Here is a 14,123-nt window from a genome sequence, read left to right as displayed (position 1 = left end):
GAACCGAGCCATGAGCGATACCGCCTCGCACGATCACAGCAACTGGAAGCCGAAGTCGAACCCGTGGTTGATCGCCGTCGTGGTGACGCTCGCGGCATTCATGGAAGTGCTCGATACGACCATCGTCAACGTCGCGCTGCCGCACATCTCCGGCACCATGTCCGCGAGCTACGACGAAGCCACGTGGACGCTCACGTCCTATCTCGTCGCGAACGGCATCGTGCTGCCGCTGTCCGCCTACTTCTCGAAGATCCTCGGGCGCAAGCGCTACTTCCTGATCTGCATCGCGGCGTTTACCGTGTGTTCGTTTCTGTGCGGCATCGCGACGAATCTCGGGCAGCTCATCATCTTCCGCATTCTGCAGGGCTTTTTCGGCGGCGGTTTGCAGCCGAGCCAGCAGTCGATCATTCTCGATACCTTCCCGCCCGAGCAGCGCGGCCGCGCGTTTTCGATCTCGGCGGTGGCGATCGTCGTGGCGCCCGTTCTCGGGCCGACGCTCGGCGGCTGGATCACCGACAACTTCACCTGGCGCTGGGTCTTTCTGCTCAACGTGCCGGTTGGCGTGCTGACGACCATCGCGGTGATGCAGTTCGTCGAAGATCCGCCGTGGGAAAAGAAGCAGAGCCACAAGGACGTGGGTATCGACGGCGTGGGCATCGGCCTGATCGCGCTCGGACTCGGCTGTCTGCAAGTGTTTCTCGATCGCGGCGAGGACGACGACTGGTTCCATTCGAACTTCATCATCACGTTCGCGGTGCTGGCGGCGGTCGGCATCGTCGGTGCGACATTCTGGCTGTTGTATGCGAAGCGACCCGTGGTCGATCTGCGCGTGCTCAAAGACCGCAACTTCGCGCTGGGGTCGGCGGCCATCGTCGGCTTCGCGTCGGTGCTGTACGGCAGCGCGGTGCTGATACCGCAACTCGCGCAGCAGCAGCTCGGTTACACGGCCACGCTTGCCGGTCTCGTGCTGTCGCCGGGCGCGTTGCTGATCGTGTTCCTGATACCAGTCGTCAGCAAGCTGATGAGCTACGTGCAGACGCGTTATCTGGTCGGCTTCGGCTTCTTTCTGATGGGCGTCGCGCTGCTCTACTCGCATCGACTGGTGCCGAACATCGATTATAGAACGTTGACGATGATGCGCAGCGCGCAGTCGGCCGCCATCGGTTTTCTGTTCGTGCCGGTGACGACGCTCGCCTATCTCTCGCTGCCGAAGTCGATGAACAACGACGCCTCCGCGCTCTTCACCATGTTTCGCAACGTGGCGGGTTCCATCGGCATCTCGCTTGCGACCGCGATGATCCGCGAGCGCACGCAGGCGAACATGGCGCATATGGTCGAGCATCTGACGCCGCTCAACCAGCCGTACAACGACGCGGTGCAGCGCATTGCGCGCACGCTGATGGACACGGGCCAGACCATGTCGCAGGCGATGACGGCCGCCACGGGTCAAATGTACAAGACGCTCGTTTCGCAAGCGACGATCCTCGCCTATCTCGATGTCTTCGCCGCATGCGCGATCTTTTCGTTCATGTTCATTCCGCTCACGTTTTTCTTCTCGCCGGTGAAAGCTGCTGGCGGTGCGGGAGGCCATTGAGATGAAGCCGCGTCTTTCCATTCTGATGCTCGCCTTGCTGACGAGCGCGTGTACTGTCGGACCCGATTACAAGGCGCCGAGCGCCGATGTCCCCGAGGTCTGGAGCGACACGCAGCGCTCGCAGAATCCGCAGAACGATCCGCGCGTGCCGCATGCGGATGCGCCATCGGTCGTGCAGACTGCCGCCGATCCCGATCCGCGCTGGTGGAAGCAGTTCAACGATCCGATGCTCGACTCGCTGATCGACCGCGCGGCGGCGGGCAACCTGAACTTGCAGCAAGCCGTGTTGCGGATAGCGCAGGCGCGCGAACAGAGCGTGTCGGCAGCGGCGCAGGGTTTGCCGCAGGTCAACGCGAGCGCCAGCGTGATGCGCGAGCAGCTCGGGCTCAAGGGCATCCTCCAGTCGCAAGGCGTCTATAACCAGATCGATCAGCTTGGCGCGCAAGGCGCGACGCTGCGTCAGGGTCTCGATTCGGCCACCGGGCCGGCGACGATCTATCAAGATGGCTTCGATGCATCGTGGGAACTCGATCTCTTCGGGCGCGTGCGGCGTTCGGTGGAATCCGCCAATGCGCAGGCCGAGGCAGAGATGGAAAGCCGCAACGACGCGCTCGTCTCGCTCGAATCGGAAGTGGCGCGCACGTATGCGCAGTTGCGCGGCGCACAGTCCATCAAGCAAATCACGCTCGCCGAGATCGACGCGGAGCAGCAAATTCTCGATCTCACGCGCGAGCAGGCGCGCGTGGGCCTGACGAGCCAGCAGGACGTGCAAAGCGCGAGTGCGCAAGTCGGCACGCTGCAGGCGCAACTGCCGACGCTCGACGCGCAAATCGCGCAGGCGCTGAATGGGCTCGCCGTGCTGATAGGCAGTCCGCCCGGTTCGCTCGATGCCGAGTTGTCCGATGCGCGCGCCGTGCCGCCCGTTCCGCCGATGGTGCCGATCGGGCTTCCCTCGACGCTCGCGCGGCGTCGCCCCGACATCCGTCGCGCCGAAGCGCAGTTGCATGCCGCGACCGCGGAAGTGGGCGTGGCCGTCGCGCAGTTGTACCCGGATATCTCGCTGACGGGTCAGGTCGGCACGCGCGCGTTGAAGGCGAACTATCTTGCACGCTGGTCGAGTCTGTTCTGGTCGGTCGGGCCGAGTATCTCGCTGCCGATCTTCGAAGGCGGGGCGCTGCGCGCCAACATACGCATTTCGAAAGCCGAGGCCGCGCAAGCGGGGCTGGCTTATCGGCAGACCGTGCTCAATGCGTTGCAGGACGTGGATAACGCGCTGGTTTCGTATCGCACGGAACAGGACCGGCGTGCGGCGCTCGTGCGGACTGTCGATGCCAATGAGATCAGCCTGCAACTCGCGACCGATGCTTATCGCAAGGGCATCACCGCATTCGTTACGGTGCTCGACGCGGAGCGTCAGCTTGCGCAGACCCGTGAGCAGCTTGCGCAATCGACGGTGAATGTGACGACCGATCTCATCGCGGTCTATAAGTCACTGGGCGGCGGATGGCAGGACGACGATCCGAACGTGGCCCAGGCGCAGAAGGACGCACGTTCGTAACGCGCAAGGCTTAGCGTCGACGTTTCTTCCATGCGTAATCGGCGGGTGGATCGGCGGCTCCGGCTTTGCCAACGGACTGCGGATTCTCGCTGCACAAAGTAACGAACGCGATGTCCTCGCCTTGCGCCTGTCGGCGGCGAAGTGCTTCGGCGTATTGCAGCGCATCCGCGAGCGCGGTGGGATCGAACCTTCGGTGTTCGGCCTGGGGCGTTGCCTCGTTCAATGTGCCGCTCAGCCAGTAGACGACGAACATCGTGTGAACCTCGGGTTGTGCGGCGACGTCATCGACGCGCCAATGTCGGGAGCGAAGGCGTCACGGCGGTGCAAAAAACGCTCGACGTGTCGCCTGACGGCGGGTGTCATGGGCATCGGGTATTCCCCGAGTGTAATCGCCGTGAGCCATATGCTGCCTGAGGACAGCCAATTGCTCCAAACAGGGAACGCGGGTTGCTTTCGTCCTTGCTTCCCTGAGGGCAACGACATGCAACGACTTGACCGTCTCATCGATGAAGCCGTTTGGCAGATGCCTGAACGCTCGGCCGACAGCGGCGAACCACGCGTGCTGATTGCCGACGACGACATGAACGCGACACGCGCCATTTGTCTCGCGCTCGAGGACGCCGATTTGACCGTGCGCGCCGCCCATACTGGGCTCGACGCCGTGACGGCCGTGCGCAAGTGGCGTCCTGGCGTGGTGCTGCTCGATCTGATGATGCCGCTCGGCGATGGCTGGGAAGTCGCCGAAGTCATCCGCGCCGCCGATCCCGCCATGCTGCTGATTGCGCACACGAGCCGCACGAGCCTGGAAGATCAAACGCGCGCGCGGCTGAAGGGCTTCAATGGATACTTCGTCAAGCCGACCGAACTCGACCGGCTGATCGCCGTGCTGCATGAGTATTATTCGATGCGCCAGGCATGAGCCTCTTCAATGCTCCAGAACCGTGTTGCGCAGAGCGTCCTGCCGCAGGCGCTTCGTTGCAATGCCCGAAGATTTGATCGGCCGTTCCACGGTCTCGGTCTGACGCGCCGGCAAGGTCCGTTGCAATCCCGCGCTATACCCTTTTCTGAAGGCACGGCGGTACGTCCTGCGATACGCTTCATCGGATGAAAACTCGCCTGCGTGGTCGCCGAGCGCAGCGGTCAGCGCGAGTTGCTCGTGCGTGAGCGTGCGCAAAAGCGCCATGAGCGACCGCTGTGTGGAACTGTCGGCGGCCGCGACGCTATCGGCGAGCGCGGCAATGGCCTGCGCGATATGGTTGCAGCGCTGTTCTATCGATTCCGAATGGCCGATGACGGGATGCCCGTCATTGTCGACCGTGACCTTTACTTCATCCATCGTTTGTTCCTTTACCTTGAAACTCGGGCTGAGCACGCCGATGCAGTGCGACGCGGCATGCCGTTCGAGCACGGCAAGGAAGCATTCCTCAAGGGTGATCGACTGCCGCGGGCGAGCGCGCGAGTGTGCCCGAGTTGCCCCTGCGCCGCAACCTGACGCTGTCGAGGCTCGCGGCGACTCACAGGTTCGCGCTCTTGCGCTGCAATCCATCGAGTTCGATGCTCAGTCTGTCGATGTCGCGCTGCACATGCTGCTTGAGCACGTCTTCCCAGTACTGACAATAGCCGGCCCAGAAGGGCATCTGGGTTTTGGCGCAGGCATCCGCCGGGAGCGGATGCGGTAACAGACGGCTCAGACGTCCGATTTCCTCATGCTTCCAGCGAAGCAGCGTGCGTCTCGAACCGCGTTGCGGCGGACACAATTCGTCCATGCGCGCCACCGCGAACCACAGACCTTCGGCGGGACGCGAGGCCATCTTGGTGAGGATGGATGTGTTGGGACGCGGCCCATGGTCGTGACAGATTACGGCACCGATCTGCCCGAGGATATACATGGCTTGCTCGACTGGTTGTTCGGCCTGGTTCTGCATGGCGCCTCTGTCTTTTGTGCGGATGGGAATGATATTGCTGGCGCTCAAAAGTGCCTCTCAGCATGATTTTTCGATGAAGTACGCGGCTTCGTCGTTCTTTATATTGCTAACGTGTTGCTAGCAGGGATTACGATACCGTATCGAAATTTATGTGCAGCATGTGCCGACAAAATAATACAAAGTAACGGTGCGCTGAAAACGGACGCGAAAATGAAAAAAGCCCCTGCTGGCTTAGGGCAGGGGCTCGGGTACTGCTGACTTTCTCGTACTGCGTTTTGCTACGGGTGCTGCTTTGCTTCTGATACTGCTTCACTTTCTCGTACGGCGGATACTGCGGGTGCTTCAGATGCTACTGGTACTGCGTTGCTACAGTTACTGCTCACTTCTCGTACTGCTGCTGCTTTACTTCCGACACTACTCGACTACCGCGTACTGCGGATGCGACCGGTGCTTCAAAATGCTAGTACCGGTTCACATCCGATGCCACCTCAACTGCTTCAACGATCCATCCTTCCATTTGCAACAGGACAACACTGCCTTATTAATGCCGAACTTCTTCGAAAGCCGGCATTGAAATGTGCGGGTAGTCCGTCGATTCGACCGGCGGCGGTTCAGCGATTTCCGCTTGTTGCTGACGACTGCGATGCTCGAGCGCCGCATTCACGCCCTTCTCGTAATAAACCTGCGCCGTGTGTTTTTCGAGCGCCTCGACGAGCGGCATTTGTTCTTCCGCAAGCGAGTGCATGAGATGCAGAAGATCGCGCTGCATGACGTCCGAAAACATTGCGAATTGCTCGTAGGCACCGGGCGCGGCAATCATCTCGACCAGCGATGCAAGCAAACGCACGCGGCTCTTGCAGTGCTCGCTGATAGGTGTCGAATGGGAAACAATCGTGTTGCCTTGCGCATCTACCGTGACTTGAGGGGCTTTCATCGCTGACCTTGTTTGCTTGGGATGAGTGTCATTAAACTCGATCGGGCTTAAGAATCTAATGAGACACATCCGAGTATCCGAATCGCTCGATGCAACGGAGCGAATTGTCGAAAGAGCGGGTGAAACATGCGCGATCCGGCTTCGACCAACGGACTGCTCATGATGTCGCCGTCGCTTCGACGCGTTCGACGCGTTCGACGAGGTTCGCGAATCCCTCGTACTAAATAAAATTAGCACATGAAAAACGGGACGGTAAGAAGCTGGCCATCGACTTTCGAGGCGACTAGCAACAAAGCCAAGCACACGCACGGCTGGCTGAAACGTGTTACACATGGAAGACAAAACGCGTTTCAAAAGCCTGCACCGAGGCATGTCTATTGCACGTTTGCGAACTTAAACCTTACTCAGCGAGCCCGACTCTGCCATGCGACGACTCGCCACCCTTTGGCGCCTAGGCCGTGCATTCATACGGGAAAGTCACCATAGCGAGGATGGTGCCTCGATGCAGCGCGTCGCCCGCTTCTTCGCGCTACATGGAGCGCGTGCCGCGCCGCTCGCGTCGAGCTTGCCCGTGCTGCGGCAGTTGCCGCGCGTCCTGAACGCGACGTCCGGCGCGCTCGCACGTCATCCCGCGCTGGCGGAAACGGCGGTGCGCGTTGCGCTGACCGAAATGGACGGGCTTTTCACGCCGTACGATGCCACGCAGTTCCGCGATGTGTCCGCCGCCGCTCTTCGCGCGCAAGGTGTTGCGCTGACGCAGGTGAGCGCCGCGCCGCTGCGCTCGGGCATCGCGGAGCAGACGCATGCGGCGCGCATCGGCGAAATGGCAGTGCGCGTCACGCTCCTGCGTCCGGATGCACGCCAGGAACTCGCGGATGATCTCGATCTCGCGCTCGCCGCCGCGCGTTTTGCGGAACGCCGTTCGGCCAAGGCGCGCGACATGCATCCGTCCGAATGGGTGCGTCGCGTCACCGAAACCGTCGACGCAATGATCGACCTACGCCAGCGCGCCGCCGACCAGAGCTTTTTGCGCTACCGGTTGCGTGACGATAACCGGCTCGCCGTGCCGGAAGTGCTCTGGGACTTTTGCAACGACGCCGTTCTGACCACGCGTTCCATCGCGACCATTTCTCTTTCGGACGCGCAAGCGCTCGCGCGTCACGGACTGGATCAGGCCGATCTCATTGCGACCCTCATCGAAGCGTTCTTCGAAATGGCGCTCGGCGCGGGCCTCTATCACGCCGGACTCGATGCCGCCGGCGCACGGGTGAGCATCGACACCGACACATTCGGCCAGATCGTCCTCGAAGCCGACAATCCGACGATGTTCTTCGCCGCGCACGAACGCGAGTTCATCGTCGGCGTGTCGGATGCGCTATTGCAGGGCGATCACAAGGCGGCTGCGCGCGTGCATCTGGAGCACGGACGGCCGGACACTCACTCCATCCATCACGAAGTACGTGTCGAGGCCACGTATCGGCGCGAGGCGGAACGTTTCTCCACGAAGCACACGCGGCATGGTGTGGGCGTGGCACATTTATTCGATGCCATCGGCAAGGCGCCCGTCGAGCACATGTACAGCGCGGCGCACGGGCGCATCGCTTCGCGGGCGATGCTGCTGTCGCGCACGATGGAAGCGGTCGAGCACATGGCGCATGACGTTGCGCCCGACATCGACGTGTGGAAGATCGCGCGCAAGGTCATCGCTCGGCTGGCGCGCGATCAGTTCGGCTGCCATAGTCTCGCGACGCGGCTCGCGCACGAAGCCACTCATTGGCCGCATATGCTGCCGCGTTTGCCCCGGCTTATCGCGCAGCGGGCGGGTGCGGAGCAGCGGTGAGCGAAGCAATCCGCGTGGCGATGCGCGGGCCACGCTGACGGTCATGCGCAGGCTCGCGCGCATCGGCACGGTGTCGCTTTTCATCGAAACGGGCGGAGTGATTCGATCTACAGGCGTTCCGAGTCTGCATGGCAGACATGACATCGAACGGTAAGACGTCTGCGATCGTTAACAAAATAAGCGAAGCTAATTTCATAAGTGATCCTAGGTAACGAGAATTTTATGGGGAACTGTGTCCTAGAATGACACGTGTTGCTTACACCCCGGTAAAGCACCGGAGATTCGTAACGATAAGCCGAAGTATTACTTGAACAAACGCCGGCATGAATACGATGCACCGGGGCGAGGCCGATTCGCATGAAAACACGTCGCGCTCGAACACGTCATTGCGCATCGTTCAACACGAGACTGCGTCCATTGGCGGCCGCCGCCCTGATTGGGTTCGCGGCGCCCTCCCAAGCGGGACAGGTTGCGTCGAGCACGACGGGCGCTGTCTTATCGAATGACAGCTCTTATGTGGTTCCTCCGGGCACGACTATCACAACGCAGTCCGAGAACGCAATCGATGTCACGGCCATCGCGCCTGTCACGTTCAACAACGCGGGAGTCATCGTCAGTGCGGTCGACAACCAGGCGGCCGCGATCAAATTCTATGTGCCCGCAACGCTCACCAATAACGCGGGCGGCGCGCTGCTCGGCAATACGTTCGGCGTGCTTTTCGACGGCGGCGGAAATTCCAACGATCTGATCAACCGTGGCGACATAAGCGCACGAACCAGTCACGGTGTCGCGTATATCGAGGCGTCGGGTGGGACGTTCGACAACTTCGGCACGATCAATGGCGCGGTCGCCGGGCCCATCAAGCAAACGCCCAATGGCGTCTATATCGGCTCGACCGGAACGGTGATCATCAACAATCACGTGAAGGCATCGATTGCTTCCGGCGTGGGCGATGCGACCTATGGCGACGGAATATTCGTCGAGACAGGCTCGGTCGTCATCAACAACGACGGATCGATAACCGGTTATCAGGCTGGCGTGGTCAACACCGGAACGCTTCCAATGTCGGTCGTGAACAGCTCGACCGGAAGCATCCAGAGCACCGTTGGCGCAGGTGTTCAACTTCAACAGGACAGCACACTCGTCAATAACGGCAAAATCGCGAGTGCGGGATCGGCGGCGATTCTTCTCGTCGGTTCGAACAATCGCGTGACGCTGGGAACGGGGTCGTCGCTGCAAGGCGCGAATGACAATATCCTCGACATCGAAGGATTGGGAAACACGCTCGCGTTGACCGGCTCGGCCGTGCAGTCCGGGAACATCGCGACGGGCCGCGGGCCGGGATTGAGCCAGCTCACCTCCGGCGTGAAGAGCGTCTGGACGCTGACCGGCAACATCGCGATAGGTGGCACGACGCCGGACGCGCTCAACGTGATCGGCGATCTGACGCTCGGCGGCACGCTCACGCAGCACGGCGGGGCAAGCACGGTGCAGAACAGCGGCACCCTCACCATCGGTACTGGCAGCGCGGGCGGCTCGCTCGACGGCGACGTGGTGAACAACGGCATGCTGCGCTTCAATCGCAATACCGTGGCGACATTCGCGGGGCAGATCGTCGGCAACGGCACGCTTATTCAGGCTGGCAGTGGCGCCACTCACCTGACGAAAGCCGGCTCTAGCCAAGGCACGGTCGTTGTCGAAGCAGGCACGCTCGGCTTCGACCATCCGGGTGCCTTCAACGCCGGCGTATACACCACGCGCGTCGGTGGGACGACAAGCATCTCGGACAAGTCGAGTCTGCAAATCGCCACGAACTTCACGCAGGAAGTAGGCTCGGCGCTGAACGTGGGCATAGGAAAGGTGCAGCCGATCATCACGGCCAGCACGGCGACACTCAGGGGCGCGCTGACCGTGAGCGGTTTCGGAGCCGACGCGCCCAATACGGCCAGCGCGCTTACGAGCACGCAATTCAACATCATTCGGACGACAGGCGGGATCTCGGGCGATTTCGCCAGCGTCGGCTTCTCGGGCACGCAAGGCCCCGCCGATTACCTGACGCTCACCGGCGCGAAAAGCCCCGATGGCCTGAACTATAACGTTGGCTTCGGCCTGACGTGGCGCGCACCGGCCGCTATCGCCAACGGCACCTTCACTCTCGCCGATGCCGCGAGTACCTTCAACCTCGACGTGCCGCTGGCTGACCGGGTCGGTGTCTTCGCGAGCGGCTGGGACGGCCGCACCTTGACGAAGACAGGTCCGGGCCTGTTGATCGTATCGGCGCCGCTAATCCACACCCGCGGCACGCTGATCGACGGCGGCACGCTGAGAACCGATGTGACGGACTCGCTCGCGACCAGCAGCAATGTCAACATCGCGAGCGGCGCCACGCTCGACATGAACGGCTTCGCGCAGCAAATCAACCAGTTGAGCGGCGCGGGCGCAGTCGCGCTCGGCGGTGCGGCACTCACCGCCGTCAATCTCGCCGATACCGCTTTCAGCGGCACGATCGGCGGTAGCGGAAGCGTGGTGAAAACCGGCCCGGCGACCCTGAGCCTAAGTGGCGCGAGCACGTATAGCGGCGGCACGACCATCGCTACGGGCAAGCTGATCGCGGCAACCGGGACCGCACTCGGCGCAGGCGCGGTGACGAATAACGCCATCCTGCAACTGGATTTCGCCAACGACGCCCTGATGCTCAACACACTGAGCGGCTCAGGCGCGCTCTTGAAGACGGGCGTCGGCGCGGCGAATCTCGCCGCCTCCGGTTCGACGCAAGGCGCGGTCAGCGTCGAAGCCGGCACATTACGGCTTTTGCAAACGGGCGCGTTCACGACTGCGGCCGACTGGACGACCGCGTCCGGCGCGACCACCGCGCTGTCGAGCCGCAGCCAGCTCGAAGTTGGCCGCGCCTTCACCATGACCGGCACACTGTCCAGCATCGCGGGGGTTGCCGAACCGGTGATCTCGGCCAGCACGGCATCGATCGGTCCTGGCGCGATCTTCAACCTCGCGGGTTACACGGCAGCGCCCGCGACGAGCGCCGCGCAACTGGCAGCGGGCGCATTCACGGAAATCCACGCGACCACGCCCGGCGGGCTTAGTGGAACGTTCGCATCGACGCGCATCGGCGGCACGGCCAGTTCCGTCGATTTCCTGACGCTCTCGTCCGCTTATACTGCCCAGACCTACAACGTGGGCGTCGGGCTCACGTGGTATGCCGCGCACGGGACGACGCCCGCGACGGCCAACGGCGTCTTCACGCTCGTGCAACCCGGCGATTCGTTCGACATGGACGTCGTTCTTGCCAATGAGACGGCCAATCAGACGACGGGCTGGGACGGCAAGACGCTCACCAAGGCAGGCGCGGGCACGTTGCAATTGTCAAAGGCGAACACGTACACCGGCGCGACGCTGATCGAAGGCGGGACGCTGCAAGCCGGAGCGGAGAATGTCATCGCGCCGAGTTCGCGCGTGATGTTGTCGCCGGGCACGACATTCGATTTGAACGGTTTCAATCAGCAGGTCACGAGCCTCGCAGGCGCGGGCAACGTCTCGCTCGGCACGGCAACGCTCACGGCAAATTACAGTACGAACACCGTGTTCGACGGTGTCATCAGCGGCTCGGGCGGCTTTACGAAAACCGGCGCCGGCCGGTTGATTCTGAGCGCGGACCACACTTACACGGCGTCGACCACCATTGACGCAGGCGTGCTGCAGCTCGGCACGGGCGGCGCGTCGGGCAGCGTCGCGGGCGATATTGTCAACAACGGCGCGCTGGTGTTCAATCGCAGCGATCGCTACGTCTATGGCCACTCGATCAGCGGAACCGGCGCGTTGACGCAGCAAGGTTCTGGCGCGCTATTGCTGCCGGGCAGCCAGACATACAGCGGGACCACTCAAGTGAACTCGGGCGCGCTCATCCTGACCGACAACGCGCAATTGCCGAACACGCCGCAAGTATCGGTGGCGCAGGGCGCGACATTCGGCGGTTATGGCGGCGTGGGCGGCGCGGTGGTGAACAACGGATTGCTCGCGGTCGCGGATGCCGCGCCCGGTTTCGCGAATGCCGCGGCTGGCGCGTTCAGTATCGGCGGCACGTTGACGAACAACGGCGAAATCCGCATGAGCAGCCCGACGCCCACGAGTACGTTGACGGTCGCGGGCAACTACATCGGCAACAATGGATTGCTGACGTTGAGCACGGCGCTGGGCAGCGACGATTCCGCGACAGATCGCCTTATCGTGCATGGCGACAGTGCCGGTCAGACCGCCGTGAAAGTGCGGAACGCAGGCGGCGCGGGGGCGATAACGAGCAACGGAATCCGCATCGTTCAGGTGGATGGTCAGTCGAACGGCCAGTTCACGCTCGATGGCCGCGTCGTCGCGGGTCCATACGAATACAACCTGTACAAAGGCGGCGCGAGCACACCCGTCGATGGCAACTGGTATTTGCGAACCTTGACGGACGGACCGTCGCCTACACCGACACCCGCGCCACGACCCGAACCGGGCGGCTATCTTGGCAATCAGGCAGCGGCGCGCGACATGTTCGTCATGACCTTGCACGACCGCGCGGGCTTCCCCGATCCCTTCGCCGTGGACGGCATGAGCGGCAACGAATCGACGGCCTGGGTGCGCACTCGCGCCGCGCACACCGACGGCAACGCGGCCGGCGGGCGGCTTGCCGAATCCACCGACACCGCGCTCTTTCAGGCGGGCATCGACTTGCTGCATCGCGTGTCGAACGCGCAGCATTGGCAGGCGGGCATCATGGCGGGTTATGGTTCGTCGACGACCGATGCCACCGCGCGTAACAATCCCGCCACCGCGCGAGGCAATGTGAACGGCGCGAGCGCCGGCGTCTACGCGACCTGGCGCGCGAATGCGCTTTCGCCTGTCGGACCTTACGTGGATACATGGCTGCAATATGCGCACTTCGACAACACGGTCAAGGGCACGCAACTGAATGGCGAGAGCTACGCGAGCCATACGTGGGGCGGATCGGTCGAAGGCGGATGGGCGTTCGCGGTAGGTCAGACGTCGAGCGGCCCGGTGCTGATCGAGCCGCAAGCGCAAGTCATCTATTCGAACTATGCCGCCGACGATCACGTGGAGTCTGGCGGCACGATCGTCCATGGCGGCAATATCAATGCACTGACGACGCGCGTGGGCATGCGCGTTTTTCACGCGCCGGGATCGGCCGCGGCGCCGGGCTGGCTGCCGTATCTGGAAGTCAACTGGTGGCACGACACGAGCGGCAATTCCATCGCCTTCAATCAGATCGTGGTGTCGCAGGACGGCCCGAGAAATCGCCTCGAAGTAAAGGTCGGCGCGCAGGCGCAACTCGCGCGGAACTGGCGTCTGTGGGGCAACCTGGGCTACCAGCAAGGCGACGGCGGTTATCGCAGCTATCAGGGTTTGCTGGGCGCGCGGTACATCTGGTGAGCACGCGCGCGTCAGCGCGTACCCGGACTCATGCGCTCCCCGATCGCGCGGCACGCGGCCTTGAGCGGTTCGATATAAGTTTCGACAGGCGTCGCGCTCTTTCTGAACAGCGGAATGCTCACGCTTACGCAGCCGACAGTCGTGCCGTTCGCCCCGACGATCGCGCTGCCATAACAAAAAATCTGCGCTTCGTTTTCCTCGCGGTCTTCCGCATAGCCGCGCGCGTGGCAGGCATCGAGTTCCGCATCGAGCGCGCGACGCTCGGTGATCGTATTCGACGTAAAGCGCTCGAACGCCATGCCTTGCAACAACGCATCGCGCTCGGCACGACCGAGCGTCGACAGATACGCCTTGCCCACCGAACTCGAATAGAGCGTGACACGCGTGCCGATGCGCGAAGCCATGCGCACCGCATGAGGACTTTCGAGCTTTTCGATATACACCATCTCCGCGCCGCTGCGCACGGCGAGATGCACGGTTTCCTGCGTACTGTCGCGCAGAGCCTGCAACGCGTCGGTGGCGGCGATGCGCAGATCGGAGCGCTCCCAGCTTCGGCTCGCAAGCGACATCAGACGCGGGCCGAGCGCATAACTTCCACCACGTGCGCTCTCGACCGCGAGCCCTTCGGCAATTAGCGCGCCGACGATGCGATACACCGTCGGACGCGGATAACCCGATCCCGCCGTGAGGCTGGCGACGGTCGGCGGTTCATCGGCATCGGCGATGAGTTGCAGCACCACCATGAACTTCGAGAACGCGGCGGTGCCGTTGGCTTTCGCCGCGTCGAAGGAGGAGGAAGAGGAGTCGGAAGCTGCGGACATTTTGGA

Annotated in this window: 10 protein-coding genes; 5 read left to right on the top strand and 5 right to left on the bottom strand. The window is 62.5% G+C overall.

The window, feature by feature from the left end:
• Positions 1-10: 10 nt before the first annotated feature.
• Complete coding sequence (locus NCR98_RS28475) at positions 11-1,594, top strand: DHA2 family efflux MFS transporter permease subunit (protein ID WP_250528029.1); 1,584 nt, start codon at positions 11-13, stop codon at positions 1,592-1,594.
• Complete coding sequence (locus tag NCR98_RS28470; protein WP_250528028.1) at positions 1,578-3,152, top strand: efflux transporter outer membrane subunit; 1,575 nt, start codon at positions 1,578-1,580, stop codon at positions 3,150-3,152. The genes NCR98_RS28475 and NCR98_RS28470 overlap by 17 nt, the downstream gene beginning before the upstream one ends.
• A gap of 10 nt (positions 3,153-3,162) precedes the next feature.
• On the opposite strand, the gene NCR98_RS28465 is transcribed toward NCR98_RS28470, so the two are convergent.
• Positions 3,163-3,405 (bottom strand): hypothetical protein, encoded by a 243-nt coding sequence (locus tag NCR98_RS28465; protein WP_250528027.1) that lies wholly within the window; start codon positions 3,403-3,405, stop codon positions 3,163-3,165.
• A gap of 228 nt (positions 3,406-3,633) precedes the next feature.
• Here NCR98_RS28465 and NCR98_RS28460 point away from each other — a divergent pair, with 228 nt between their 5' ends.
• On the top strand, positions 3,634-4,071 hold the full coding sequence (locus NCR98_RS28460) for a response regulator (RefSeq protein ID WP_250510830.1): 438 nt from the start codon (positions 3,634-3,636) through the stop codon (positions 4,069-4,071).
• 6 nt (positions 4,072-4,077) lie between these two features.
• Here the strand turns inward: NCR98_RS28460 and NCR98_RS28455 are convergent, their stop codons facing one another.
• The 3 genes from NCR98_RS28455 to NCR98_RS28445 form a co-directional block, all read right to left on the bottom strand.
• Positions 4,078-4,488, bottom strand: a complete 411-nt coding sequence (locus tag NCR98_RS28455) for a hypothetical protein (protein ID WP_244829906.1) — start codon at positions 4,486-4,488, stop codon at positions 4,078-4,080.
• Between the two features lie 178 nt (positions 4,489-4,666).
• Positions 4,667-5,077, bottom strand: a complete 411-nt coding sequence (locus NCR98_RS28450) for a hypothetical protein (protein WP_250468861.1) — start codon at positions 5,075-5,077, stop codon at positions 4,667-4,669.
• 541 nt (positions 5,078-5,618) lie between these two features.
• A complete protein-coding gene (locus tag NCR98_RS28445; RefSeq protein WP_244829908.1) occupies positions 5,619-6,011 on the bottom strand; it encodes a hypothetical protein in 393 nt (130 codons plus the stop codon).
• Positions 6,012-6,513: 502 nt separating this feature from the next.
• Here NCR98_RS28445 and NCR98_RS28440 point away from each other — a divergent pair.
• The gene (locus NCR98_RS28440) at positions 6,514-7,851 is read left to right on the top strand and encodes an AarF/UbiB family protein (RefSeq protein WP_250494359.1); all 1,338 of its coding nucleotides are present in this window, start codon (positions 6,514-6,516) and stop codon (positions 7,849-7,851) included.
• 417 nt (positions 7,852-8,268) lie between these two features.
• Complete coding sequence (locus tag NCR98_RS28435; protein WP_250528026.1) at positions 8,269-13,296, top strand: autotransporter outer membrane beta-barrel domain-containing protein; 5,028 nt, start codon at positions 8,269-8,271, stop codon at positions 13,294-13,296.
• An 11-nt stretch (positions 13,297-13,307) separates the two neighbouring features.
• Here NCR98_RS28435 and NCR98_RS28430 read toward each other — a convergent pair whose 3' ends face one another.
• A complete protein-coding gene (locus NCR98_RS28430) occupies positions 13,308-14,117 on the bottom strand; it encodes an IclR family transcriptional regulator (RefSeq protein WP_250528025.1) in 810 nt (269 codons plus the stop codon).
• Between the last annotated feature and the right edge of the window lie 6 nt (positions 14,118-14,123).

Origin of the sequence: Caballeronia sp. GAWG2-1 (genome assembly GCF_023631405.1) — a bacterium.
GTDB lineage: Bacteria > Pseudomonadota > Gammaproteobacteria > Burkholderiales > Burkholderiaceae > Caballeronia.
This window is presented reverse-complemented; position numbering and strand designations above follow the sequence as displayed.